The sequence below is a fragment of the Burkholderia sp. RF4-BP95 genome, assembly GCF_001521985.1.
In the GTDB taxonomy this organism is placed as follows: domain Bacteria; phylum Pseudomonadota; class Gammaproteobacteria; order Burkholderiales; family Burkholderiaceae; genus Burkholderia; species Burkholderia diffusa.
This window is the reverse complement of the sequence record NZ_LOSX01000042.1, coordinates 96,355-118,888: the sequence shown is the minus strand read 5'-3', so window position 1 is coordinate 118,888 and position 22,534 is coordinate 96,355. Positions and strand designations below refer to the sequence as shown.

At 67.5% G+C, this 22,534-nt stretch carries 18 protein-coding genes; 6 read left to right on the top strand and 12 right to left on the bottom strand.

Annotated elements, in window-relative coordinates; translation table 11 throughout:
- Positions 1–21: 21 nt before the first annotated feature.
- From WS46_RS16245 to hpnI, 7 genes are all read right to left on the bottom strand, one after another.
- Positions 22–735: an ABC transporter permease gene (locus WS46_RS16245; protein WP_059447650.1), complete on the bottom strand. Its 714-nt coding sequence runs from the start codon at positions 733–735 to the stop codon at positions 22–24.
- The gene (locus WS46_RS16240; protein ID WP_059523652.1) at positions 732–1,421 is read right to left on the bottom strand and encodes an ABC transporter permease; all 690 of its coding nucleotides are present in this window, start codon (positions 1,419–1,421) and stop codon (positions 732–734) included. The genes WS46_RS16245 and WS46_RS16240 overlap by 4 nt, the downstream gene beginning before the upstream one ends.
- Positions 1,422–1,686: 265 nt before the next feature.
- Positions 1,687–2,244: a hypothetical protein gene (locus WS46_RS16235; protein WP_059691110.1), complete on the bottom strand. Its 558-nt coding sequence runs from the start codon at positions 2,242–2,244 to the stop codon at positions 1,687–1,689.
- Between the two features lie 87 nt (positions 2,245–2,331).
- Complete coding sequence (locus tag WS46_RS16230; protein WP_059691109.1) at positions 2,332–3,372, bottom strand: HpnL family protein; 1,041 nt, start codon at positions 3,370–3,372, stop codon at positions 2,332–2,334.
- Positions 3,369–4,253: a hopanoid biosynthesis-associated protein HpnK gene (hpnK, locus tag WS46_RS16225; RefSeq protein ID WP_059691108.1), complete on the bottom strand. Its 885-nt coding sequence runs from the start codon at positions 4,251–4,253 to the stop codon at positions 3,369–3,371. The genes WS46_RS16230 and hpnK overlap by 4 nt, the downstream gene beginning before the upstream one ends.
- 3 nt (positions 4,254–4,256) lie before the next feature.
- Positions 4,257–5,699, bottom strand: coding sequence for a hopanoid biosynthesis associated radical SAM protein HpnJ (gene hpnJ, locus WS46_RS16220; RefSeq protein ID WP_306426965.1), 1,443 nt, complete (start codon positions 5,697–5,699; stop codon positions 4,257–4,259).
- Positions 5,700–5,865: 166 nt separating this feature from the next.
- Positions 5,866–7,041 (bottom strand): bacteriohopanetetrol glucosamine biosynthesis glycosyltransferase HpnI, encoded by a 1,176-nt coding sequence (hpnI, locus tag WS46_RS16215; protein WP_059691107.1) that lies wholly within the window; start codon positions 7,039–7,041, stop codon positions 5,866–5,868.
- Positions 7,042–7,683: 642 nt separating this feature from the next.
- Between hpnI and WS46_RS16210 the strand changes: the two genes are divergently transcribed.
- The gene (locus WS46_RS16210; protein ID WP_059523841.1) at positions 7,684–8,682 is read left to right on the top strand and encodes an LLM class flavin-dependent oxidoreductase; all 999 of its coding nucleotides are present in this window, start codon (positions 7,684–7,686) and stop codon (positions 8,680–8,682) included.
- Between the two features lie 25 nt (positions 8,683–8,707).
- Here WS46_RS16210 and WS46_RS16205 read toward each other — a convergent pair whose 3' ends face one another.
- Entirely contained in the window at positions 8,708–9,769 is a 1,062-nt protein-coding gene (locus WS46_RS16205) for an alpha/beta fold hydrolase (protein WP_059691106.1), read from the bottom strand.
- A 174-nt stretch (positions 9,770–9,943) separates the two neighbouring features.
- Here WS46_RS16205 and pdxY point away from each other — a divergent pair, with 174 nt between their 5' ends.
- From pdxY to WS46_RS16190, 3 genes are all read left to right on the top strand, one after another.
- Positions 9,944–10,804, top strand: coding sequence for a pyridoxal kinase PdxY (gene pdxY, locus WS46_RS16200; RefSeq protein WP_059523664.1), 861 nt, complete (start codon positions 9,944–9,946; stop codon positions 10,802–10,804).
- A 275-nt stretch (positions 10,805–11,079) separates the two neighbouring features.
- Positions 11,080–13,224, top strand: a complete 2,145-nt coding sequence (locus WS46_RS16195; RefSeq protein WP_059523666.1) for a phosphocholine-specific phospholipase C — start codon at positions 11,080–11,082, stop codon at positions 13,222–13,224.
- A 373-nt stretch (positions 13,225–13,597) separates the two neighbouring features.
- On the top strand, positions 13,598–14,746 hold the full coding sequence (locus WS46_RS16190) for a branched-chain amino acid ABC transporter substrate-binding protein (RefSeq protein WP_059691105.1): 1,149 nt from the start codon (positions 13,598–13,600) through the stop codon (positions 14,744–14,746).
- A gap of 208 nt (positions 14,747–14,954) precedes the next feature.
- Here the strand turns inward: WS46_RS16190 and WS46_RS16185 are convergent, their stop codons facing one another.
- Complete coding sequence (locus tag WS46_RS16185; RefSeq protein ID WP_059465220.1) at positions 14,955–15,716, bottom strand: FadR/GntR family transcriptional regulator; 762 nt, start codon at positions 15,714–15,716, stop codon at positions 14,955–14,957.
- A 425-nt stretch (positions 15,717–16,141) separates the two neighbouring features.
- Here WS46_RS16185 and gudD point away from each other — a divergent pair, with 425 nt between their 5' ends.
- Positions 16,142–17,494 carry a glucarate dehydratase gene (gene gudD, locus WS46_RS16180; protein WP_059691104.1) on the top strand — a complete coding sequence of 451 codons (1,353 nt, stop codon included), beginning with the start codon at positions 16,142–16,144 and terminating at the stop codon, positions 17,492–17,494.
- A 41-nt stretch (positions 17,495–17,535) separates the two neighbouring features.
- Here gudD and WS46_RS16175 read toward each other — a convergent pair whose 3' ends face one another.
- From WS46_RS16175 to WS46_RS16165, 3 genes are all read right to left on the bottom strand, one after another.
- Positions 17,536–18,000 carry a DUF2214 family protein gene (locus WS46_RS16175; RefSeq protein WP_059691103.1) on the bottom strand — a complete coding sequence of 155 codons (465 nt, stop codon included), beginning with the start codon at positions 17,998–18,000 and terminating at the stop codon, positions 17,536–17,538.
- Between the two features lie 37 nt (positions 18,001–18,037).
- A complete protein-coding gene (locus WS46_RS16170; protein WP_059691102.1) occupies positions 18,038–18,838 on the bottom strand; it encodes a hypothetical protein in 801 nt (266 codons plus the stop codon).
- Positions 18,839–19,074: 236 nt separating this feature from the next.
- Positions 19,075–20,139, bottom strand: coding sequence for a glycosyltransferase family 4 protein (locus tag WS46_RS16165; protein WP_059523676.1), 1,065 nt, complete (start codon positions 20,137–20,139; stop codon positions 19,075–19,077).
- A 561-nt stretch (positions 20,140–20,700) separates the two neighbouring features.
- Here WS46_RS16165 and WS46_RS16160 point away from each other — a divergent pair.
- Positions 20,701–22,530, top strand: coding sequence for an ABC transporter ATP-binding protein (locus WS46_RS16160; protein WP_059523678.1), 1,830 nt, complete (start codon positions 20,701–20,703; stop codon positions 22,528–22,530).
- Positions 22,531–22,534 lie beyond the last annotated feature (4 nt).

The window sequence follows — 22,534 nt, the reverse complement described above, 5'->3', positions numbered from 1 at the left end:
CTGGCTCTCCTCGAAGTGAAATCAATGACGGCCGGCCGCGAGATACGCGAGCCAGTGGCGCTCCGCCCGGCGAAATGCCGCGACGAGTGCGAACGATACCGCAAGATAGATCAGCGCGGCGATTCCGAACGACTGGAACGCCATGTAGGTCGCGGAATTGGCGTCGCGCGCGACCTTCAGGATGTCGGGCACGGTCGCCGTGAACGCGACGGTGGTCGCATGCAGCATCAGGATCACCTCGTTGCTGTACAGCGGCAGCGCGCGGCGCAGCGCCGACGGCAGGATCACCCGGCGGTACATCGTGAACGGCGACATCCCGTAAGCACGCGCCGCCTCGACCTCGCCGTGCGGAATCGCGCGAATCGCGCCGGCGAAGATTTCGGTGGTGTACGCGCAGGTGTTCAGCGCGAACGCGAGGATCGCGCAATTGAAGCCGCTGCGGAAAAACGCGTCGAGCAGCGAATGCGACCGCACGAACTCGAGGCTGTACATGCCCGTGTACATCAGCAGCAGCTGCACGTAGAGCGGCGTGCCGCGGAACACGTACGTGTAGAACCGCACCGGCATCGACAGCCACTTCTTCTTCGACACGCGCGCGACCGCGAGCGGCACCGCGCACACGAAGCCGAGCGAAATCGACGCGACGAGCAGCCACAGCGTCACCGCAAGGCCGGAGAGGCGCTGGCCGTCCCAGTAAAGGAACGCCTGGCCGAATTCCTGGAGGATCTCGATCATAGTTCTGCGTGCCGCACGCCCATGGAATAACGCTTCTCGAGCTGGATCAGCACGAGGTTGGAAACGGTCGTGATCGCGAGGTAGATCAACGCCGCGACGAGGATGAAGAAGAACATGTTGAACGTGCTCTTGCCGGCGTCCTGCGCGGCCTTCACGACGTCCGCGAGACCGATGATCGACACCAGCGCGGTCGCCTTCACGAGCACCTGCCAGTTGTTGCCGATGCCGGGCAGCGCGAAACGCATCATCTGCGGAAACATGATCCGCACGAACACGCGCATCCCGCTCATCCCGTACGCCGCGCCGGCCTCGAGCTGGCCGCGCGGCACCGACAGGAACGCCCCGCGGAACGTCTCGGTGAAGTACGCGCCGTAGATGAAGCCGAGCGTCAGCACGCCGGCGACGAACGGATCGATGTCGATCTGATCCCAGCCGACGAGGTCGGTGAACTGGTTCAGCCAGATCTGGATGCTGTAGAACAGCAGCAGCATCAGGACGAGATCGGGCACCGAGCGGATCAGCGTCGTATAACCGGTCGCAATCGCTCGCAGCACCCGGTTGTGCGACAGCTTCGCCACCGCGCCGATCAGCCCCAGCGCCACCGCAGCGGCGAGCGACAGCACCGACAGCTCGATGGTCTGCACGGTGCCGGCCCAGAGGACAGGACCAAAGCCGTAAAGGAACACGCGCGTCTCCAGTGTTGATATGAACACCGGCACGCATACCTTCCCGCGCCGGGCTGACGCGGATAGTCGCAAGCGAAATTGATTGCCTCAAATCACCGTGCATGCGATTGCTGCGTCGCAGCAATTCGTCGCACCATTTGCAGGCAAGGCCTACGCCACTGTTTCAAAAGGAAAAAAGCCGCTTCCTGACAGTCGGATGACATGCAGGGAAGCGGACTTTTTGCAATTTTCCGGTCGCTTTTTCGATATAGCGCCGTGGGCGATCTCACCGCCCCTTCAGGATGTCGGAGCGCGAAGTCGTATAGACAAGCCCGTCCGGGCCGAAATGAACGTTAAAGAATGCGTCGGTGTTCACGCCGTCCTCGAGCCAGCGCCAGCTCCACACCGTCTCGGGCTTCAGCGGATACTGCGCGATGTCGCCCGGCTTGCCGAGCAGGCGTCGCACTTCGTCCTCGGTCATTCCGGGACGCACCTTCGCGAAGTTCTCGGCGGTCAGCACCTGCGTCGCGCCCGTGTAGTGCCCGCTCGCGTCGAGGTCGACGAACCAGGTCTGGTTGCCCATCGGGCCGCGCGGATATTCGAGGCGCTTCGAGCCGTCGGTGAACGCGCGCTCGGTCTCGGGCTTGCCCATCGTGGCGCGCACGTCGGCTTCGGTCGATACGCCGGCCTTCAGCCCCTTGAGCAGCAGCGGCGCCGGCTTGATCGCGTTGAAAAAGTCCCTGATACGTTGCACGTCGAGATTGCCTTGCTTGTCGTCGCAGCCGGTCAGCGCCAGCGCGGCGGCCAGCATCGTCACGGGAAGCAGCCGGAAACGGAAAATCATCGGAAGAAATGCGCGTCGAGAAAACACGCGGCAAGGATACCCGTGCAACGCCAAAAGCGCGAGACGGGCGCGCGGCCCGTCTCGTGTTCACTGCATCGTTTCGGTTTGCACCTCAGCCTCGCGGCGTGCCTGCGGGGTGCGCGCCCCGGCTGGCGTCGCCTTGATCCGGCGGCGCGTGCGCACCAGTTCGGCCAGTTGCCACGAACCGAGCGCCAGGCAGCCGAACAGCACCTCGCGGCCGCGCTTGACCAGCGCGAGCGACAGCGCCGTCTCGCGATCGACGCCGAACATCTGCGCGAGCAGCACGACGGTCGCCTCCTGCACGCCGAGGCCGCCCGGCACCATGAATGCCGCATGCCGCACGGCCTGCGTCATCGCCTCGATCGCGATCGCGCCGCCGATCGATACCGGATGGCCGAGCAGCGCGAGCGCCCAGTAGATTTCGAGCGCGCCGAGCACGTAGCCGGACAACTGCCAGAAGAACGCGCTGAACAGCAGCGACGTGCGCGACATCAGCGCGTCGATGTCGCCATCGAGACGGCGGCCGTCGACGCCCTGCAGCAACCGGTGCGAATCGCCGAGCAGACGCCCCGCGAACCGCTCGATCGCATGGAAGATCCCGCCGCGACGCATCAGCACGACGCCGAGCACCGGCAGCGGGAGCGTCAGCAGCAGCGCGAGGCCGATCGTGCCGCCGCCCATGTCGTGCGTCGTCGCGAGCAGCAGCACGAGGCCGAGCGCGGCGAATGCATACTGGACGACGATCGTCACCAGCACCTCGACGATCACCGACGCGGTCACGCGGCTCGCGTCGGGCACCTGCCAGCGCGCCATCCGGATCCCGACCAGCTCGCCGCCAATCCCGACCACCGGCAGCAGCCGGTTCACGGCTTCGCGCACGGTCGCGACCCACCACAGGAACGGCAGCGACGCGCGCCGGTCGAGCAGCTGGTGCCACGCGTACGCGTCGAGCAGCAACGGCAGCGCATGGAACGGCACGAGCCACAGCAGCGCGAAACCGGCGCGCTCGAGCATCTGCGTCACGTCGCCGATACCTTCGTGCAAACCGAGCGCGAGCAGGATCCCGATGCCGATCGGCCAGCCGAGCCATTTGATCCACTTGGTCATGACGGCTGCGCCCCCGCTTCGCGCGACGCTCGCGTGCCGCGCCGCGCGGCGGGCTGGCCGAACACGTCGGCAAAACCGCCGGTCGCGACGCCTGCGGCCTTCAGCGCGGCCGCCACGCGCGGCGACAGCAGCGCGTCCAGTTCGTCGACCGGGCGGTAGTCGGCCATCGTCGGCGTGATCGGGCCGTCGCCCGCTTCCGCCGGATGACAGTAGATCTCGCCGACGCCGGGCGGCAGCGCCGCGAGCGCGTCGAGCAGCACGGCCTCGTCCATCGCGCCCGTATGCTCGATCCCGACCACATAGTCGTTATGCGCGAGCCCCGCGCGGTCGAGCCGCGCGCGCACCAGCGCGATCCACGGCTTGAGCAGCGCGGGCGCGCGCGTTTCGTACGGCAGCCGCACCGCGCGCAGCCCGTAGTCGCGGCCGATCTCGATGATCATCGACAGCACGGTCGGATGCAGGTGGAAATGCTTGTGCGCGTTCACGTGGTCGAGCGGCAGGCCGCTCGCCGCGAACGCCTCGAACTGCGCGCGGATCTCGCGGCGCAGCTGCGCACGCACGTGCGGCAGGAAGAAGAAGCGGCAGCCGTCCTTCGCCATCGCGTCGCCGAACCGCCCGTCGGGGCCGACGAGCGCGGGAATTTCATGCGCGGGCAGCGTGGCCGGCCCGTCCGCGAGAACGAGGTGCAGGCCGACCGCGAGCGACGGCAGCCGCCGCGCGCGTTCGATCGCATCCTGCGCCGCGGGCGCACCGACCATCAGGCTTGCGGCATTCAGCACGCCGTCGCGATGCGCGCGCTCGACCGCCGCGTTGACGCGCGGGTGCAGCCCGAAGTCGTCCGCGGTGAAGATCAGCGCCCGCGCCGCCCGCTGCGTCGTCACGAATCAGGCCTCGTGCGCGCGCAGGAAGCGGAAGAATTCGACGCCTTCGCGCAGACGGCGCTTCATCATGTCCCAGCTCGTCAGCATCTCGCGGACGATCTCCCAGATCTTCGACGGACGGAAGTAGAACTGGCGATAGAACTGCTCGAGGTGGTGATAGATCTCGTCGCGCGACAGGTGCGCATAGCCGATCGCCGCCAGCTGCACGCCTTCCTTGCTCACCAGGTTGATGGTCTTGTTCTCTTCCATCCAGCCGTTTTCCACGGCCTGCTTGTAGAGCGTCGTGCCCGGATACGGCGCGGCGAGCGACACCTGGATCGTATGCGGATTGATTTCCTTCGCGTACTCGATCGTCTTCTTGATGGTTTCCTGCGTCTCGCCCGGCAGGCCGAGAATGAAGGTGCCGTGGATCTTGATGCCGAGCTTCTTGCAGTCCGCGCTGAAGCGGCGCGCGAAATCGGTGCGCACGCCCTTCTTGATGTTCACGAGGATCTGGTCGTCGCCGGATTCGAAGCCGACCAGCAGCAGGCGCAGGCCGTTTTCCTTCATGACCTTCAGCGTCTTGTACGGCACGTTCGCCTTCGCGTTGCACGACCACGTCATGCCGAGCTTGCCCAGACCGATGGCGATGGCTTCGGCGCGCGGCAGGTCGTCGGTGAAGGTGTCGTCATCGAACATCAGTTCCTTCACTTCCGGCATGTTGTCGCGGATCCACTTCGCTTCGGCGAGCACGTTCTCGACCGAGCGCGTGCGGTAGCGATGGCCGCTGACCGTCTGCGGCCACAGGCAGAACGTGCAGCGCGACTTGCAGCCGCGGCCCGTATAGATCGACACGTACGGGTAATTCAGGTAGCCGATGAAGTAGTTGTCGATCTTCAGGTCGCGCTTGTAGACGGGCGCGACGAACGGCAGCTCGTCCATGTTCTCGAGGATCGGACGCGCTTCGTTGTGCTCGATCGAGCCGTCCTTCGCGCGCCAGCTCAAGCCCTTGATCTCGGGGAACGGCTTGCCTTCGGCGATTTCCTTGCAGGTGTAGTCGAATTCCTCGCGGCACACGAAGTCGATCGCCTCGCTCGCCGTGAGCGAGTTGTGCGGATCGACCATCACCTTCGCGCCCACCATGCCGACCAGCATCGACGGCTTCATCTTCTTGAGATCCTGCGCGAACATCGCGTCGGTCGGGAACGACGGCGTGCTCGTGTGGATGATCACGAGGTCGTAGTCGTTGGCGATCTTCAGCGTCTCTTCGACCGACAGGCCGTCGGCCGGCGCGTCGACGACGCGGCTGCCCGGCACGAGCGCGGCCGGCTGCGCGAGCCACGTCGGGTACCAGAAGGAACGGATTTCGCGCTTCGCCTGGTAGCGCGAGCCGGCTCCGCCGTCGAAGCCGTCATACGAAGGGGCCTGCAAGAACAGCGTTTTCATGAATGCTCCGGTAGCCTGCATAGTTCGATTCGTTTCAACGATTCAGTCAATCAACCGCGGGCCGCCCTGCCGGCGCCCGCCTCTCTGTCATGTCGCGTCGCGCGGCGTTGCCGCGCGGCGCGTCTCGGCCTTCGGGCCGGATTCGATCGGGGCCGGGCGCATGGCCGGCTCCCTCGGGGAACACACCTCAGCGGCCGTCCCCGCCTTCCACTGCCGCCGTCGCGCGCTCGCCGCCGACGACCGTCATCCTCGCGCCACGCCACACGACGTGCGTGCCGAACGCGGCCGCGAGCCATTCGAGCGCGAGCAGCGTGTCGCGCACCGCGACGAGCGGCAGATCGCGCCAGAACGCACGCCAGCCGTCCTCGCCGCGCGCGTGCAGCACGAGCCGCCCGAACGCGCCGACGACGGCCGCGCCACCCGCCAACGTGCCGGCGACGGTGCCGTCGAGACGCAGCGCCAATGCCGCGCCGATCGCGAGCCACGGTACGGTGAACGTGATGAACAGGAACGCGAAGCCGGCCGGATTCAGCGAACGGATCGTGCGCAGCCAGCGCGTCTCGCGGTGCCAGAGCGGCCCGAACGACGGCTCGATCACGTCGGTCGCGACCTCGACCTCGGACAGCACGGTGCGCCGCCCGAGGCGGCGCGGCAGTTCGGCGAGCCAGAAATCGTCGGCCAGTTCGTCCTTCAGCGCGATGAAGCCGCCGATCCGGTCGAGCGTGTCGCGCGTCAGCGCGAGCGTCGCGCCGAAGCCGAAGCGGCTCGAGCGGCCAAGGTGCGTGATCCGTACCGACGGCGCGAACCAGGCATCGACGAACTGCGCGCCGATCCGCGTCCAGAACCCGCCGACGCTGCGCGCATGATACAGGCACGTGACGACCCCGACCGACGCGTCGGCGAGCGGCGCCGTCACACGCTCCAGATAATCCGGCTGCACCGCGATGTCGCTGTCCGCGATCACGATGCGGCCGTACTTCGCGCGCTCCGCCAGATTGATCAGGTTGCTGACCTTCAGGTTCTTGCCGTGCACGCGCGCGTCGATCACGAGCGTGATGTCGCATTCCGGATAATCGGCGCGCAGCCGCTCGACCACGGCGATGGCCGGATCGGCCGCCGACGCGACCCCGAACAGCACTTCATGGCGCGGGTGGCGCTGCTCGCAGAACGTCGCGAGGTTCTCGTACAGGTGCGGCTCCGCGCCGCACAGCGGCTTGAGCACGCTGACGGGCTCGAAGCCGTCGCGCGCGGCGGTGCGCGGCGTGCGCGGACGCGGCGCGAACGCGGCGACGAGCGCATAGCCGGCCGCGGCCAGCGTAAACACCGTCAGGAGCCAGTCCAGCAACGTGACGGCCGGCGTCATGCGCGACGCTCTCCGGCAACGCGCGCGCCCTGCCGATCGATCGAACCGGGTTGAACGTGATTGGATATTCCGACAGCAACGAACGCGGGCACGACCCGACTCCTTGTTCCAGCAGCGTCTGTGTAAAGGGGAGGCACGGCCCGGTCCCCGAAGGCGGCCATGCCCGGCTTCGCGTGGCATATCCTCGCGCGATGCCCGGGACGGGATGCGGGAAGATTCGAATAGCTGCCATCGGCACAACATGGGCAGGCGCCGGATTTTATCAGCCCGCGCCGCCCCGCGCTCGGACGCCTCGCGAAACGGACTGGTGCAATTTCGGCAAAGCTGTGCGGCCGACGAACCATTCTGATACCACCTCGTTCACGTTAGCGTAAGCGCTTTGCAGGCATATTGCAGTCTTGAAAATCAAACGTTTCGTGGAATTTTGTGCGTCGATGCGAAGACATGCCCAATCGCCGTAAAGATTGGTAATTATTCTGAGATTAGGTTGATTTCTGCAACAATCGCCAGACCTTACCTTGCACCCCTGAAAGGCTCATGGGTATCCGCGCGTCGCCAGCGCGTTCCGGAACCCTTTGGCAAAATCGTCGGCATCTGTTGCGCATGCGCATCACCGCGCCCCTCCCCTTCGAAGGCCACCCGATGATTCCGTTTTCCGTACTCGATCTCGCCCCCATTCCCGTCGGCGCCGACGCCGCCCAGGCGTTCCGCAACACCGTCGATCTCGCGCAGCACGCGGAGCGTCTCGGTTACCGGCGCTACTGGCTCGCCGAACATCACAACATGCCCGGCATCGCGAGCGCGGCGACCGCCGTCGTGATCGGTCATGTGGCGGGCGCGACGAAGACGATCCGCGTCGGCTCGGGCGGGATCATGCTGCCGAACCATGCGCCGCTCGTGATCGCGGAGCAGTTCGGCACGCTCGCGTCGCTGTATCCGGGGCGCATCGACCTCGGGCTCGGCCGCGCGCCCGGCACCGACCAGACCACGTCGCGCGCGCTGCGCCGCGACCTGATCGGCAGCGCCGACGCGTTTCCGGACGACGTCGCCGAGCTGCAGCGCTACTTCGCGGAACCGGTGCCCGGCCAGCGCGTGCGCGCGGTGCCCGGCGCGGGGCTGGACGTGCCCGTGTGGCTGCTGGGTTCGAGCCTCTTCAGCGCGCAGCTCGCCGCGATGCTCGGGCTGCCGTTCGCATTCGCGTCGCACTTCGCGCCGGACTACCTGATGCGCGCGCTCGAGCTTTATCGCGCGCAGTACCGGCCGTCGGCCGCCTGGCCGAAACCGCATGCGATGGTCGGGGTCAACGTGTTCGCGGCCGATACCGACGACGAGGCGCGGCGCCTCTTCACATCGCTTCAGCAGCAGTTCATCAACCTGCGCCGCGGCACGCCGGGCAAGCTGCCGCCGCCCGTCGACACGCTCGAGGCGAGCGAGTTCGAACTCGCGAACGTCGCACACGCGCTGTCGTTCGCGGCCGTCGGCTCGCGCGACACGGTGCGCGACAAGCTGCGCGACCGGATCGCGCAAACGGGCGCGGACGAGGTCATCATCACCGCGCAGATCCACGATCACGCCGCGCGGGTGCGCTCGTTCGAACTGGCGGCACAGATCCGCGACGAACTCGCGAACGAAACCCGCTGACCGGGTGGGTGCGCCCGTGCAGGCGTCACTGCGGGTGCACCGTCTCCATGCCTTCGAGCAGCGCCTTGTGGAACGCGTCCGGGTCCTGGATCTGCGGCGCGTGCCCGAGCGCCGGGAATTCGACGAGCTGCGCGCCGGGAATCGCCGCCTGCGTGCGTTTCGCGAGCTCCGGGTAACGGCCGAGCTTCGCGTGCACGTCGGGCGGCGCCACGTCCTTGCCGATCGCGGTCGTGTCCTTGTCGCCGATCAGCAGCAGCGTCGGCACGCGGATCGCGCCGAGTTCGTAGACCACCGGCTGCGTGAGGATCATGTCGTAGATCAGCGCGGAGTCCCACGCGACCGCGTCGCGGCCCGGGCCGCGATACATGCCGGCGAGCATCTGCACCCAGCGCTCGTAGGACGGCGCCCACTTGCCCGCGTAGTAGGTCGCCTGCTCGTAGCGGCGGATGCCGTCCGCCGTCGTCTTCTGCTCGCGTGCATACCAGTAGTCGACCGACAGCGGCGGCACGCCGAGCGCCTTCCAGTCCTCGAGGCCGATCGGGTTCACCAGCACGAGCTGCTCGGTCGCCTTCGGGTACATCAGCGCGTAGCGCATCGCGAGCATCCCGCCCGTCGAATGGCCGACGATCGTCGCCGACTTCACGCCGATCGACTCGAGCAGCGCATGCGTGTTGCGCGCGAGCTGCTGGAAGCTGAACTGGTAGCGCTCGGGCTTCGACGATTTGCAGAAGCCGATCTGGTCCGGCGCGATCACGCGATAGCCGGCGCGGCTCAGCACGCCGATCGTGTCCTCCCACGTCGCCGCGCAGAAGTTCTTCCCGTGCAGCAGCACGACGGTGCGGCCGTTCGGGTGCGCCGGCTGCACGTCCATGTACATCATCTCGAGGGTTTCGCGCTGGGACACGAACGCGTAGCGGTGCACCGGCTCCGGATAGGCGAAGCCTTCCAGGCGGGGGCCGTACACGGGCCCGTCGTTACCGGCCGGCGCCGGGACGGCGGCCGCGGCTGGCGTCGCGCATGCGGCAGCGACACCCGCGCCGAGCACGGCGGCGCGCGCGAGGGACAACATCTTGCAAATCGAAGGCATGGCGATCACGGTAATGGGAAATGCACGCGGGCAGCCAGGCGGCTGCGCGCCCCGCGATTCTACGCGGTCGGGCTGACGACGGCGCGCAACACTCGATGACCGCGCGACTTCCGCGCACGCGACGATCTCGGGTATCGTGTGACGTGACCCTGAAACGCCTGCAGGCGAACGCTCATGAAAAACGTCCTCAGCATTCAGTCGCACGTCATCTATGGACACGCCGGCAACAGCGCGGCCGTGTTCCCGATGCAGCGCCTCGGCGTCAACGTCTGGCCGCTCAACACCGTCCAGCTGTCGAATCACATGCAGTACGGCCATTGGGCCGGCAGCGCAATCGACGCCGCGAAGATGGAGCAGCTCGTCGACGGGGTCGCCGCGATCGGCGCGCTCAAGCGCTGCGACGCGGTGCTGTCCGGCTTCGTCGGCTCGCCGGCGCAGGCGCGCGCGACGGTCGAGATCGTGCGCACGGTGAAGGCGATGAACCCGAACGCGTGGTACTTCTGCGATCCGGCGCTGGGCCAGACGGGCGGCATCCGGCCCGAACCCGGCGTCGAGGAATTCATCGTCCAGGAGATGCCGGCGCTCGCGGACGGCATGTCGCCGAACCACACCGAGCTGCAGAAGCTCGCCGGGCGGCGCATCGAGACCGTCGCCGAAGCCGTCGACGCCTGCCGCGCGCTGATCCGCCGCGGCCCGAAGATCATCCTCGTCAAGCACCTGCACGACCGCAACAGCCCGGCCGACCGCTTCAACATGCTCGCCGTCACCGAGACCGAAGCGTGGATCGGCCAGCGCCCGCTGTATGCGTTTCCGCGCCATCCGGTCGGCGTCGGCGACCTCACCAGCGCCATCTTCGTCGCACGCCGGCTGCGCGGCGACTCGGTGCGCGCCGCGTTCGAGCACACGCTCGCGGCCGTGCACGCGGTCGTGAAGGCGACCTACGACGCGCGCCGCTACGAGCTCGAACTCGTTGCCGCGCAGGATGAAATCGCGCGCCCGAGCGAATGGTTCGGCGCGTGGGTGACGGACGCCTGACGCCGCCGCATCCGCGTCGCCGGCGCGCGCCATCTGCTGTTCTGCTGTCCGCTTTCCCGCTGTCCGCATCCCCGCTTCCCTTGCATCACGACCGTCGGCCGTTGTCCGTTCAATGCCGCGCGTGCAAACGTTTCCGCACTTCACATGAATGACACCGAATACTCGCTATGCTCGCGGCGGCACGACTGGCGCAGCCGCATCCTGCGCCGCGGACGCGCCCGTTATTTCCCGCATGTCCCGCCAACCGGCTCCCCCTTTAATGCACGATAACGACCATGACCCGATCGAACCGTCGTGACTTCCTGCGCGTCGCCGCCGGCACTGCCGGCGCCGCCGCGCTGAACCTCTTCCCGCCCGTGATCCGCGATGCGCTCGCCATTCCCGCGAACCGCCGTACCGGCACGATCCGCGACATCGAACACATCGTGATCCTGATGCAGGAGAATCGCTCGTTCGACCATTACTTCGGCACGATGCGCGGTGTCCGCGGCTTCGGCGACCCGCGCCCGCTGCGCCTCGCGAACGGCAAGTCGGTGTTCCACCAGCCGGTCGGCCCGGCCGAGCTGCTGCCGTTCCACCCGGGCGCCGACAAGCTCGGCCTGCAGTTCCTGCAGGACCTGCCGCACGGCTGGCAGGACATGCACGCCGCGTGGAACAAGGGCCGCTACGACCAGTGGGTGCCGAACAAGGGCACCACGACGATGGCGTACCTGAAGCGCGACGACATCCCGTTCCACTATCAGCTCGCCGATGCGTTCACGATCTGCGACGCGTACCACTGCGCGATCCCGAGCTCGACCGACCCGAACCGCTATTACATGTGGACCGGCTACGTCGGCAACGACGGCACGGGCGGCGGCCCGGTGCTCGGCAACGAGGAAAAGGGCTACGGCTGGACGACTTATCCGGAAGTGCTCGAGCAGGCCGGCGTGTCGTGGAAGATCTACCAGGACGTCGGCACGGGGCTCGACGCTAACGGCTCGTGGGGCTGGACGCAGAACCCGTACATCGGCAACTACGGCGACAACGCGCTGCTCTACTTCAACCAGTACCGCAGCGCGCTGCCCGGCACGCCGCTGTACGAAAAGGCGCGCACCGGCACCAACATCAGCGCCGGCGGCACGCTGTTCGACGTGCTGCAGCAGGACGTGAAGAACGGCACGCTGCCGCAGGTGTCGTGGATCTGCGCGCCGGAGGCCTATTCAGAGCACCCGAACTGGCCGGCGAACTACGGCGCGTGGTACATCGAGCAGGTTCTGAAGGCGCTCGTGTCGAATCCGGACGTGTGGAGCAAGACCGCGCTCTTCATCACGTACGACGAAAACGACGGCTTCTTCGACCACGTGCAGCCGCCGTTCGCGCCGCAGTCGCGCGACAACGGGCTGTCGACGGTCGCGACGACCAACGAGGTGTTCGCCGGCGACGCGTCGCACATGGCCGGCCCGTACGGGCTCGGGCCGCGCGTGCCGATGCTGGTGGTGTCGCCGTGGACCAAGGGCGGCTGGGTCTGTTCGCAGACCTTCGATCACACGTCGCTGCTGCAATTCATCGAAGCGCGCTTCGGCGCGCAGTACGCGGTCACCGCGGCGAACGTGTCGCCGTGGCGCCGCACGGTGTGCGGCAACCTGACGTCCGCGTTCGACTTCGCGACGCCCGACGCAAGCTGGCCGCAGCTCCCGGACACGAGCGGCTACGCGCCGCCCGACCGCAACCGTCACCCCGACTACATCCCGGTGCCGCCGGTCGTCCAGCATCTGCCGAAGCAGGAGGCCGGCCTGCGTCCGGCGCGCGCGCTGCCGTATGAACTGTTCGTGCACGGCCGGATCGACAATGCGAGTGGCCAGTTCCGGCTGACCTTCGCGAACACCGGCACCGCGGGCGCGGCGTTCCAGGTTCAGGCGCGCAATCGCGTCGACGGCCCGTGGACCTACACGGTCGACGCCGGCAAGCGGCTTTCCGACACGTGGAGCCCGGCGCCGTCGCTCGGCCTGTACGACCTCGACGTGTACGGCCCGAACGGCTTCTATTGCCACTTCCGCAGCCCCGCCGCGTTGGCGGTCGGCCCCGCGAGCGTCAACCCCGAGGTGATCTACGGCTACGACGTCGCGAACGGCAACATCACGCTGCGCCTGATGAACCGCGGCCACAAAGCCGTGCGGCTCAAGGTGACGAACGCATACGGCCACGGCCACGCGCGTGAGTTCGACCTCAAGCCGGGCACGCACGTCGACGACTACTGGGACCTGCGCGGCAGCAACGGCTGGTACGACCTGACCGTCAGCGACGGCAAGCCGCTCGGCTTCCAGCGCCGCTTCGCGGGTCACGTCGAGACCGGCCGCCCGAGCACCAGCGACCCGGCCATCCGCACGACCGCGGCGCACGACGACGCCGAAGCCGCATCGGACGCGCTGTCCGACTGACGGCTCTCATGACACGGCGCGGCCCCGGCGGGCCGCGCCGTGTTCTCACTCCGCACCGCCGCCCGCCTCCCCGCCCGTCGCGCTCGCGACGGGAAACTCCCGATACCGGCCATCCGCGCTCGCGTGGAAGCTATGCGCAAATCCGCATCGAATGCGCGGCAAATTCCCAAGACCCGCACATATCGGCGACCTATATATCGAGGCGATCGGGGCTCCTCGCAGAGCCTGACGGGAGATTCTTCCGGGAAGCATCAGCATGCCGACCTCCCCGCCCGATTCCGAGAAGCGGTCGAACCGCCCGCCCGTCGCACGCGCCCGGCCCGCCGGCTGCGTGCGGTATCCACCCGCTGGTGTAAGAACAAGAGGAACGAACATGAAATTGCGTCATTCCCTGTTGTCGGTATCGGTCGTATCCGCGGTAGCTCTCCTCTCGCAACAGGCCGCTCAGGCGGCCGACTCGACCGACGTCAAGGTCGGCTTCGCCGCGCCGCTCACCGGCGTGAACGCCGGTTACGGCAAGGATCTCCAGAACGGCGTGCAGCTCGCGCTCGACGATGCGGCTGCGCAGAAGATCCAGATTGCCGGCAAGCCCGCGCACTTCAACCTCGTCGTACAGGACGACCAGGCCGACCCGCGCATCGGCGTGCAGGCGGCCCAGGCGCTCGTCGACCAGAACGTGTCGGTGGTGGTCGGCCACTTCAACTCGGGCACGACGATTCCGGCGTCGGTGGTCTACGACAAGGCCGGCATCCCGGTGATCGACCCGGCCGCGACCAATCCGACGCTCACGTCGCGCGGGCTCGCGAACATGTTCATGGTGATCGCGACCGACGGCCAGAACGCCGGCAACGCGGGCAAGTACGCGGTGGACGTGACCAAGGCGAAGCGCATCGCGATCATCGACGACCGCACCGCGTTCGGCCAGGGCGAGGCCGACGAGTTCGAGAAGGCCGTGAAGGCAGCCGGCGGCAACATCATCGGCCGCGAGTTCACCAGCAACCAGGCGGTCGACTTCCGCGCGCAGATCACGAGCCTGAAGGGCAAGAATCCCGACCTGATCTTCTTCGGCGGTCTCGACTCGCTCGCCGCGAACTTCATCAAGCAGATGCGCCAGCTCGGGCTGAACGCGCAGTTCGTCGGCGGCGGCGGCGTGAAGGACAACGAGTTCATCAAGATCGCCGGCCCGGCCGCGGAAGGCGCGATGGCGTGGGAATACGGACGACCGCTCGACGAGCTGCCGCAGGGCAAGGATTTCGAGCAGCGGTTCAAGAAGCGCTTCGGCGTCGACGTGCTGTCGTATGCGCAGTTCGGCTACGACGCGGCGTGGGCGGCGATCAAGGCGATGCAGGCGGTCAACTCGACCGATCCGAAGGTCTATCGCCCGGCGTTGAAGAAAGTCGACTTCGAAGGTGTCACCGGCCGCATCTCGTTCGCGAACGACGGCTCGCTGAAGAGCGGGATGTCGACGCTGTATCAGGTGAAGAGCGGTGCGTGGAAGACCATCGTGACGAAGGGAGGCTGATCGAGCGGGATGGGCGGCTTGGACAGCCAGGCCGCCGGGGCGCGGGCGGTGGCGGGAACGCCGCCCCGCCTTCACACGCGCGAGGCGGATACCGACGAATGGGTAGCCGGCAATAAAACGATCGGCGCAATCGCGCCGATCTTATACGATGACTGATGTTATTTCGGCGATATTCGCCGTTGCCCGCGGCAATGCGCGGGCCGTCTCGTCAGCTGGCCTGCGTATCGCGTTCCGCTTCGGCCGCCTCGTGCGCGCGGCGCAGCCGCTCGCGGCTGTTGGTCAGGTGCGTGCGCATCGCGGCACGCGCGGCTTCCGGGTCGTGACGCGCGATCGCCTCGTAAATGTCTTCATGCTCGTGATTGAGCCGGCCGACATAGCGCTCGAGGTCGTCACCGGCGAAGCGCGCCGAATTCACGCGCGTGCGCGGAATGATCGACGCGCCGAGCTGCGTCATGATGTCGACGAAATAGCGGTTGCCGGTGGACTGCGCGATCTGCAGGTGGAACTGGAAATCGAGCTGGGCCGTGTCGCGGCCGCCACCCGCCCCCGACGCGATCGCGTCGAGCGCGCGCCGCAGCGCGGCGAGATCGGTATCGTTCGCGCGCTGCGCCGCGAGGCTCGCGCATTCGCTTTCGAGACTGATGCGCAGCTCGAGCACGGCAAGCACGTCGCGCAGCGTCGTGATCGTCGCGGGATCGATGCCGAGCGTCTGGCGGCGCGTCGGTTCGAGCACGAAGCTGCCGATGCCGTGGCGCGTCTCGATGAGGCCGCTCGCCTGCATCCGCGAGATCGCTTCGCGCACGACCGTGCGGCTGACGCCCTGCGCCGCCATGACTTCGGTTTCGGTCGGCAGCTTGTCGCCGGGACGCAGCGTGCCGTTTTCGATCTGCGCGGTCAGCGCGTCGACGACATCTTGTGCGAGGCTGCGTGCGCGACGGCGCGGCGCTGCGGGAAGCGTGGGCACGGACATGAGGCCGGTTCCTTTTTGAATGATCGTAATGTGAGCCGAGGGTTTACGCGGGGTTTGAGCGAACGCCGATGATTCATTATACTGCGTCACAAGTCATCCGACGACTGATGATCGAGCCACGGATCTCCTGTCGACCGAGGCCGGCGTACAAGCACCTGCCAGGTCCCGTGGTTCGCGATCGGCCGACATTCGCGCTTCTGCGCGGCTGCCGGCGCCCGGTTTCACGGTCGACCGGAGCGCGCATCCGCGCTTGTTCCGGTCCGCCGCGACACCGGCATCGAGCGGGTCGCCCCCACCCTTTCGGGTTGCTGTCGACATGCGGGGCTTGCGCGCCGCGCACGTCGGTTGTCGAATGATCGCACCTCCCGCCGCGCGCGGCAAAGCTTTTGCCGCACGGCATTGCCCACACTTTCGCCATCGCCGCCATGAACGCCGTCACTGCCTCGCCTTCCCACGACACGCCGCGCATCGTCGACCTGCAAGCCATTCCGGTCGCCGGCCACGACAGCATGCTGCTCAACCTGAGCGGTGCGCACGGCCCGTTCTTCACCCGCAACCTCGTGATCCTGAAGGACAGCGCGGGCCGCACCGGCGTCGGCGAGGTCCCGGGCGGCGAAAGCATCCGCCGCACGCTCGAGGATGCGCGCGCGCTCGTCGTCGGTCAGCCGGTCGGCAACTACCATGCGGTGCTCAACGACGTGCGGCGCACCTTTGCCGACCGCGACGCGAGCGGCCGCGGCCTGCAGACCTTCGACCTGCGCACCACGATCCACGCGGTCACCGCGCTCGAGGCCGCGCTGCTCGACCTGCTCGGCCAGCATCTCGGCGTGCCCGTGGCCGCCCTGCTCGGCGAGGGACAGCAGCGCGAGCGCGTCGAGATGCTCGGCTACCTGTTCTACGTCGGCGACCGCACGCAAACCGCGCTGCCCTACCGCGACGGCCGCGGCGCGACCGACGACTGGACGCGCGTACGCGACGAGGCCGCGCTGACGCCCGAGGCGGTCGTGCGCCTCGCCGAAGCCGCGTATGCGCGCTACGGGTTCAACGACTTCAAGCTGAAGGGCGGCGTGTTCGAAGGCGCACGCGAGGTTGAAGCCGTGACGGCGCTCGCCGAGCGCTTCCCCGAAGCGCGCGTGACGCTCGATCCGAACGGCGCGTGGTCGCTCGACGAGGCCGTGCGGCTGTGCCGCGACCTGCATCACGTGCTCGCGTATGCGGAAGATCCGTGCGGTGCGGAAAACGGCTACTCGGGCCGCGAGGTGATGGCCGAATTCCGCCGCTCGACCGGCCTGCCGACGGCGACCAACATGATCGCGACCGACTGGCGGCAGATGGGCCATGCGGTGCAGTTGCAGGCGGTCGACATCCCGCTCGCCGACCCGCACTTCTGGACGATGCAGGGCTCGGTACGCGTCGCGCAGATGTGCCGCGACTGGGGCCTCACGTGGGGCTCGCATTCGAACAACCACTTCGACGTGTCGCTCGCGATGTTCACGCACGTCGCGGCCGCTGCGCCCGGTCAGGTCACCGCGATCGACACGCACTGGATCTGGCAGGACGGCGAACGGCTGACGCGCGAGCCGCTGAAGATCGAGAATGGGCTCGTGGAAGTGCCGAAGCGTCCGGGTCTCGGCATCGACATCGACATGGATGCGGTCGCGGTCGCGCACGAGCTGTACAAGCAGCACGGCCTCGGCGCGCGCGACGATGCAGCTGCGATGCAGTATCTGATTCCGGGGTGGACGTTCAACAACAAGCGCCCCTGCCTCGTGCGCTGAGCACGGGACGAGCCGGGCGGCGGGTCCGCCCGGTCGAGAGACTAGCCGGCCGCCCCGATCCCCCGCGCCATTCCCGACGCGGCGAACACGATGACCATGACGAGCACGGCCTGCCAGTGGCCGATCCGCACGTAGGTGCGTGCGCGGCCCAAATCGGGCATCTGCTGTTGCCGCGCGGCGATGCGCCAGCGGATCAGCCCGAGCATCGGCACGATCTCGAGCAGCAGGATCAGCACGAGCGCGGTCATCTTGAGGTGAAAGAGCGGCTCGTGAAGGTAATACGCGGCGCCCTTCTCGAAACCGCCGAACGCGCGCGTGAGTCCCGTCGCGATCAGCACCAGCGCGGACAATCCCCAGGCTGCGTCGGCCTTGAACACGCCGGGCAGGTCGGCGGCCTGCGCCGACGCGATGACCCGGCGCAGCGCGCGGTTGCGCCCCGCGATCGCGGCGAACGCGACGCCGAACGCCATCAGGTGAACGGCTGCCAGCAACCAGCGAACGATCATTGCGCCTCCTTGTCGCCCGCGCGCCGCGCAGGCCTTGTCAGACGATCTGCTTGAGCGCGGCGTCGAGCGCGAGCACCGCCACGCGGTCGCCCTCGGTCGCGAGCGGCGCGCGCATCACGATCTGCCGGTTATGACCGACGGCCGCCGGCGAATCCCACAGCAGTTCCACCTTCGGCCGCCGAAACAGGCTGCCGCGACGCGGCGGCACGGCGGCCGCCTGCGCACCCTGCTCGGCTTCGGCGGCCGTGCTCCGGCCGGGCCAGCGGACCGACAGTTCGCGCGCGTCGTACTGGCCGACCTTGCGGCTCTCCATCCAGACGATCGCGGTACGCGTGAGCGTATCGAGCGAGATCGCGTAGCGGCCGACCGCGAAGCGGCGCGCGGCCACGTTGGTGCGCCACAGCGGCCGCGGGCGGCACATCCACACGATCGCCGCATACAGCGCCGGCGCGGCGACGAGCCAGCCGTTGGTCGCCGTCACCGCATGCAGCGCGCGGCGCCAGCCGGCCGCCCACGCGAACGCGCCGATGGACCACACGGCAAACAGGAAACCGATCAGCGCGAAGACCCGCAGCGCCTGTCGCAGCCACTGCGGCAGCGGATGGAACGGCCGCTCGGCGCGCGCGACGGCGCCCGGCAGCGCGAGCAGCAGGAAGATCAGCACGAGATAGACGAACGCCCATGGCGACGACACCATCGCCGACAGCGACGCGCGATAGCCCATCTGGGACATCGAGAACAGCCAGCGCGCGAGCAGCACGAGACCGATCGCGCGCAACGCGAAGATCACGCCGGCGCCGGGGGCCGGCGCTGCGCGCGTGGTTTTCGATCTCGCCAAGACTGCTCTCCTCTCGATGTTCGTGCGGGGCCGGATTTCGCGGCACGGCCATTATAGGGACATTACCGTCTGGACAGACGGCCGGATGGCGTGCCGGACCGCTTCCGGGGCCGTTCGCGGCGCCGGGCGCGGCGAGAATACAACAGATCGGCGCCGCAGATGTGACAACGCCCCGCCGGGGACCCGGACGGGGCGTCGATGACGGCCTCAGCCGCAGTGCGGCCGGCGCGCCGGCATCAGCTTGCGTTGACTTCGCGCAGCACCGTTCGGCGCTTCTGGCGCAGCAGTTCTTCGTAGCCCTTCACGTAGTTCTGCGCCATCACCTTCGACGAGAAACGTGCTTCGAACGCGGCGCGCACCTTCTCGCGCGGCAGCGTATCGAGGCGCTTGAGCGCCGCGACGGCCGACAGTTCGTCTTCGACGACGAAGCCCGACACGCCGTTTTCGATCACTTCCGGCACCGAACCGCGCTTGAATGCGATCACCGGCGTGCCGCAGGCCATCGCCTCGATCATCACCAGGCCGAACGGCTCCGGCCAGTCGATCGGGAACAGCAGCGCGTGCGCGTTGCCCAGGAATTCGGTCTTTTCCGACTCGCTGATTTCGCCGATGTACTCGACGTGCGGCAGCGCGAACAGCGGCTTGATCTTCTCTTCGTAGTACGCGCGGTCGGCCTTGTCGAGCTTCGCGGCGATCTTGATCGGCAGGCCGGCCTGCTCGGCGATGCGAATCGCGGTGTCGACGCGCTTCTCCGGCGAGATGCGGCCGAGGAACGCGAGGTAGCTCGGCTTCACGTTCGGGATCGGCGTCAGCAGGTTTTCCGGCAGGCCGTGATACACGGTCGACAGCCAGTTCGCCTGCGGCAGCGGGATGCGCTGGTTGTCGGAGATCGACACGACCGGCACGTCGCTGAACGCGTTGAAGATCGGCTGCAGTTCCGGCAGGTCGAGACGGCCGTGCATCGTCGTCAGATGCGGGACCGGCTGGCGCGAGAACAGCGAGAACGGGTAGTAGTCGATGTGGCAGTGCAGGACGTCGAACTCTTCCGCACGGCGGCGCACCTGCTCGAGGAGCAGCATGTGCGGGGCCATCACGTCGCGGATCGTCGGGTCGAGGCGCAGCGCCTGCGGCCAGCACGCTTCGAGCTTCGCCGACGTTTGCGAATCGCCGCTCGCGAAGAGCGTGACGTCATGCCCCATCTCGACGAGAGCTTCGGTGAGGTAGGACACCACTCGCTCGGTACCACCGTACAGTTTCGGGGGCACCGCTTCGTGCAACGGAGCGATTTGGGCGATTCGCATGCGTAACTCCTAAAAAATCGGCTAAAAACCAGGTATGGGTCGGCAACCTGCCGGCGGTCCGGGCTGGATGCATGTCGTCCGAAAGTCGGACGAATCAGCCTGCCGGGGGCGTCGAACCCGCGCTGCTCAAGGAGCGTCGGCGACGCGACAGGCATAGAACGTTTGAAACGAAGACCCGTTGACAGGGGTTCGTAAAAACCTGGAATCGAACCCGGAGCCGATTATCTAGGGTTAATCCCGATACGGCGCACAACATTTCAAACACTTTACTTTGTTACAAAGGTGCAACACTTTGCAACCCGCGGACTTGGGCGTCCGTTCTAGAGTGGAAGGCCCTTTTGGCGTTCCGAGTCATCCCTCGCCGCCGGCATCGCGATTCCGGCGCATGCGGCAGGACAGGATGCCGGATTTTATCTCAAAATTGATCGCGCGCCCCTGACCAAGGCAAGATTCGCGCAGCGCAATGCACGGCCTTGTTTACAATGCCGGATTATTCAGTCCGGGCGACCGTGGGCTGCGATCCATCGATCAGCTCAATCACCGAATCACCGCACGCATATTTTGGAATCTCTCACCCCTGCCCAGCGCAACGCCCACAACGCGAAGCTGTCGAGCTACGCGCATCGGCCGATCGCGTTCCTGTTCCGCTACATCCGCCTGCATCCCGTCGCGCACCTGGTCGTGCTCTGCAGCGTGGTGGCCGCCGTCGGCTGCGCGCTCGGCTCGCAATACGCGATCAAACACCTGATCGACGTGCTCGCGACCGGGCGTCATCATCCGGGCCCGTTGTGGAGCGCGTTCGCGCTGCTCGTCGGGCTGATCGCGGCCGACAACCTGCTGTGGCGCGTCGGCGGCTGGGTCGCCGCGCACACGTTCGTCGCGGTTACCGGCGACCTGCGGCGCGACCTGTTCCAGTATCTGATCGGCCACTCGCCGACGTACTACTCGGAAAAGCAGCCGGGCACGCTCGCGAGCCGCATCACCGCCACGTCGAACGCCGTCTATACGTCCGAGAACACGATGGCGTGGAACGTGCTGCCGCCGTGCATCGCGGTGATGGGCGCGATCCTGATGATCATCGTCGTGAACCCGCTGATGGCCGCCGGCCTGCTCGGCTGTTCGGCCGTGCTCTCGATCGTGCTGTTCAAGCTCGCCGGGCGCGGTTCCGCGCGCCATCACGCGTTCGCGTCGAAGGCCGCCGCGGTCGACGGCGAGCTCGTCGACGTGATCGGCAACATGGGCCTCGTGCGCGCATTCGGCATGACGCTGCGCGAACAGAAGCGCTTCGGCGCGACGGTGAAGGCCGAGATGGACGCGCGCCAGCAAAGCCTGCTCTATCTCGAGAAGCTGCGCCTGCTGCACGCGGTGATCACCGCGATGCTGTCCGCCGGCCTGCTCGGCTGGGCGCTGTGGCTGTGGGACCAGGGCCGCGCGACCTCCGGCGACATCGTGCTCGTCAGCTCGCTCGGTTTCACGATCCTGCACGGCACGCGCGATCTGGCAGTCGCGCTCGTCGACGTCACGCAGCACGTGGCACGCCTGTCCGAAGCCGTAAAGACGCTGCTCGAGCCGCACGGGATGCCGGACCGCTCCGACGCGCAACCGCTGTCGGCCAAGGGCGGGCGCGTCGATTTCGAACGCGTGACGTTCGCGTATCCGCACCGCCGCGCGATCCTCGATCACTTCGATCTCCATATCGAACCGGGCCAGCGCGTCGGCCTGATCGGCAAGTCGGGCGCCGGCAAGTCGACCGTGCTCGCGCTGCTGCAGCGCTTCTACGACACGCAGGACGGCGCCGTGAAGGTCGACGGGCAGGACGTGAAGGCGATCACGCAGGACAGCCTGCGGCACGCGATCGCGCTCGTGCCGCAGGACATCTCGCTGCTGCACCGGACCATTTACGACAACATCGCATACGGCCGGCCCGAAGCGACCCGCGACGAAGTGCTCGCCGCCGCGCGCGACGCCCGCTGTTCGGAATTCATCGAGGCGATGCCGGAAGGCTATGACACGATCGTCGGCGACCGCGGCGTGAAGCTGTCGGGCGGCCAGCGCCAGCGCATCGCGATCGCCCGCGCGATCCTGAAGAACGCGCCGATCCTGCTGCTCGACGAAGCGACGTCCGCGCTCGACAGCGCATCCGAGGAAGCGATCCAGAGCGCGCTCGACCGCCTGATGGTCGGCCGCACGGTGATCGCGATCGCGCACCGGCTGTCGACGCTGCGCAACTTCGACCGGATCATCGTGATGAGCAACGGCAAGGTGATCGACGACGGCAGCCCCGACGTGCTGCGCAACCGTCCGGGCCTGTACCGCGACCTGCTCGCGAAGCAGCACGGCCGCCATCACGCGCCCGACGGCACCGCACCGACCGGCGAACGCGTGGCCTGACACA

Bases quoted from the DNA above. Each gene is read 5' to 3' on its own strand.
- WS46_RS16185 (WP_059465220.1), bottom strand. From the start codon at position 15,716: ATGTCCGTGCCCACGCTTCCCGCAGCGCCGCGCCGTCGCGCACGCAGC.
- pdxY (WP_059523664.1), top strand. From the start codon at position 9,944: ATGAAAAACGTCCTCAGCATTCAGTCGCACGTCATCTATGGACACGCC.
- WS46_RS16165 (WP_059523676.1), bottom strand. From the start codon at position 20,139: ATGCGAATCGCCCAAATCGCTCCGTTGCACGAAGCGGTGCCCCCGAAA.
- WS46_RS16210 (WP_059523841.1), top strand. From the start codon at position 7,684: ATGATTCCGTTTTCCGTACTCGATCTCGCCCCCATTCCCGTCGGCGCC.
- WS46_RS16195 (WP_059523666.1), top strand. From the start codon at position 11,080: ATGACCCGATCGAACCGTCGTGACTTCCTGCGCGTCGCCGCCGGCACT.
- WS46_RS16175 (WP_059691103.1), bottom strand. From the start codon at position 18,000: ATGATCGTTCGCTGGTTGCTGGCAGCCGTTCACCTGATGGCGTTCGGC.
- WS46_RS16245 (WP_059447650.1), bottom strand. From the start codon at position 735: ATGATCGAGATCCTCCAGGAATTCGGCCAGGCGTTCCTTTACTGGGAC.
- hpnI (WP_059691107.1), bottom strand. From the start codon at position 7,041: ATGACGCCGGCCGTCACGTTGCTGGACTGGCTCCTGACGGTGTTTACG.
- WS46_RS16235 (WP_059691110.1), bottom strand. From the start codon at position 2,244: ATGATTTTCCGTTTCCGGCTGCTTCCCGTGACGATGCTGGCCGCCGCG.
- gudD (WP_059691104.1), top strand. From the start codon at position 16,142: ATGAACGCCGTCACTGCCTCGCCTTCCCACGACACGCCGCGCATCGTC.
- hpnJ (WP_306426965.1), bottom strand. From the start codon at position 5,699: ATGCAGGCTACCGGAGCATTCATGAAAACGCTGTTCTTGCAGGCCCCT.
- WS46_RS16205 (WP_059691106.1), bottom strand. From the start codon at position 9,769: ATGCCTTCGATTTGCAAGATGTTGTCCCTCGCGCGCGCCGCCGTGCTC.
- WS46_RS16190 (WP_059691105.1), top strand. From the start codon at position 13,598: ATGAAATTGCGTCATTCCCTGTTGTCGGTATCGGTCGTATCCGCGGTA.
- WS46_RS16230 (WP_059691109.1), bottom strand. From the start codon at position 3,372: ATGACCAAGTGGATCAAATGGCTCGGCTGGCCGATCGGCATCGGGATC.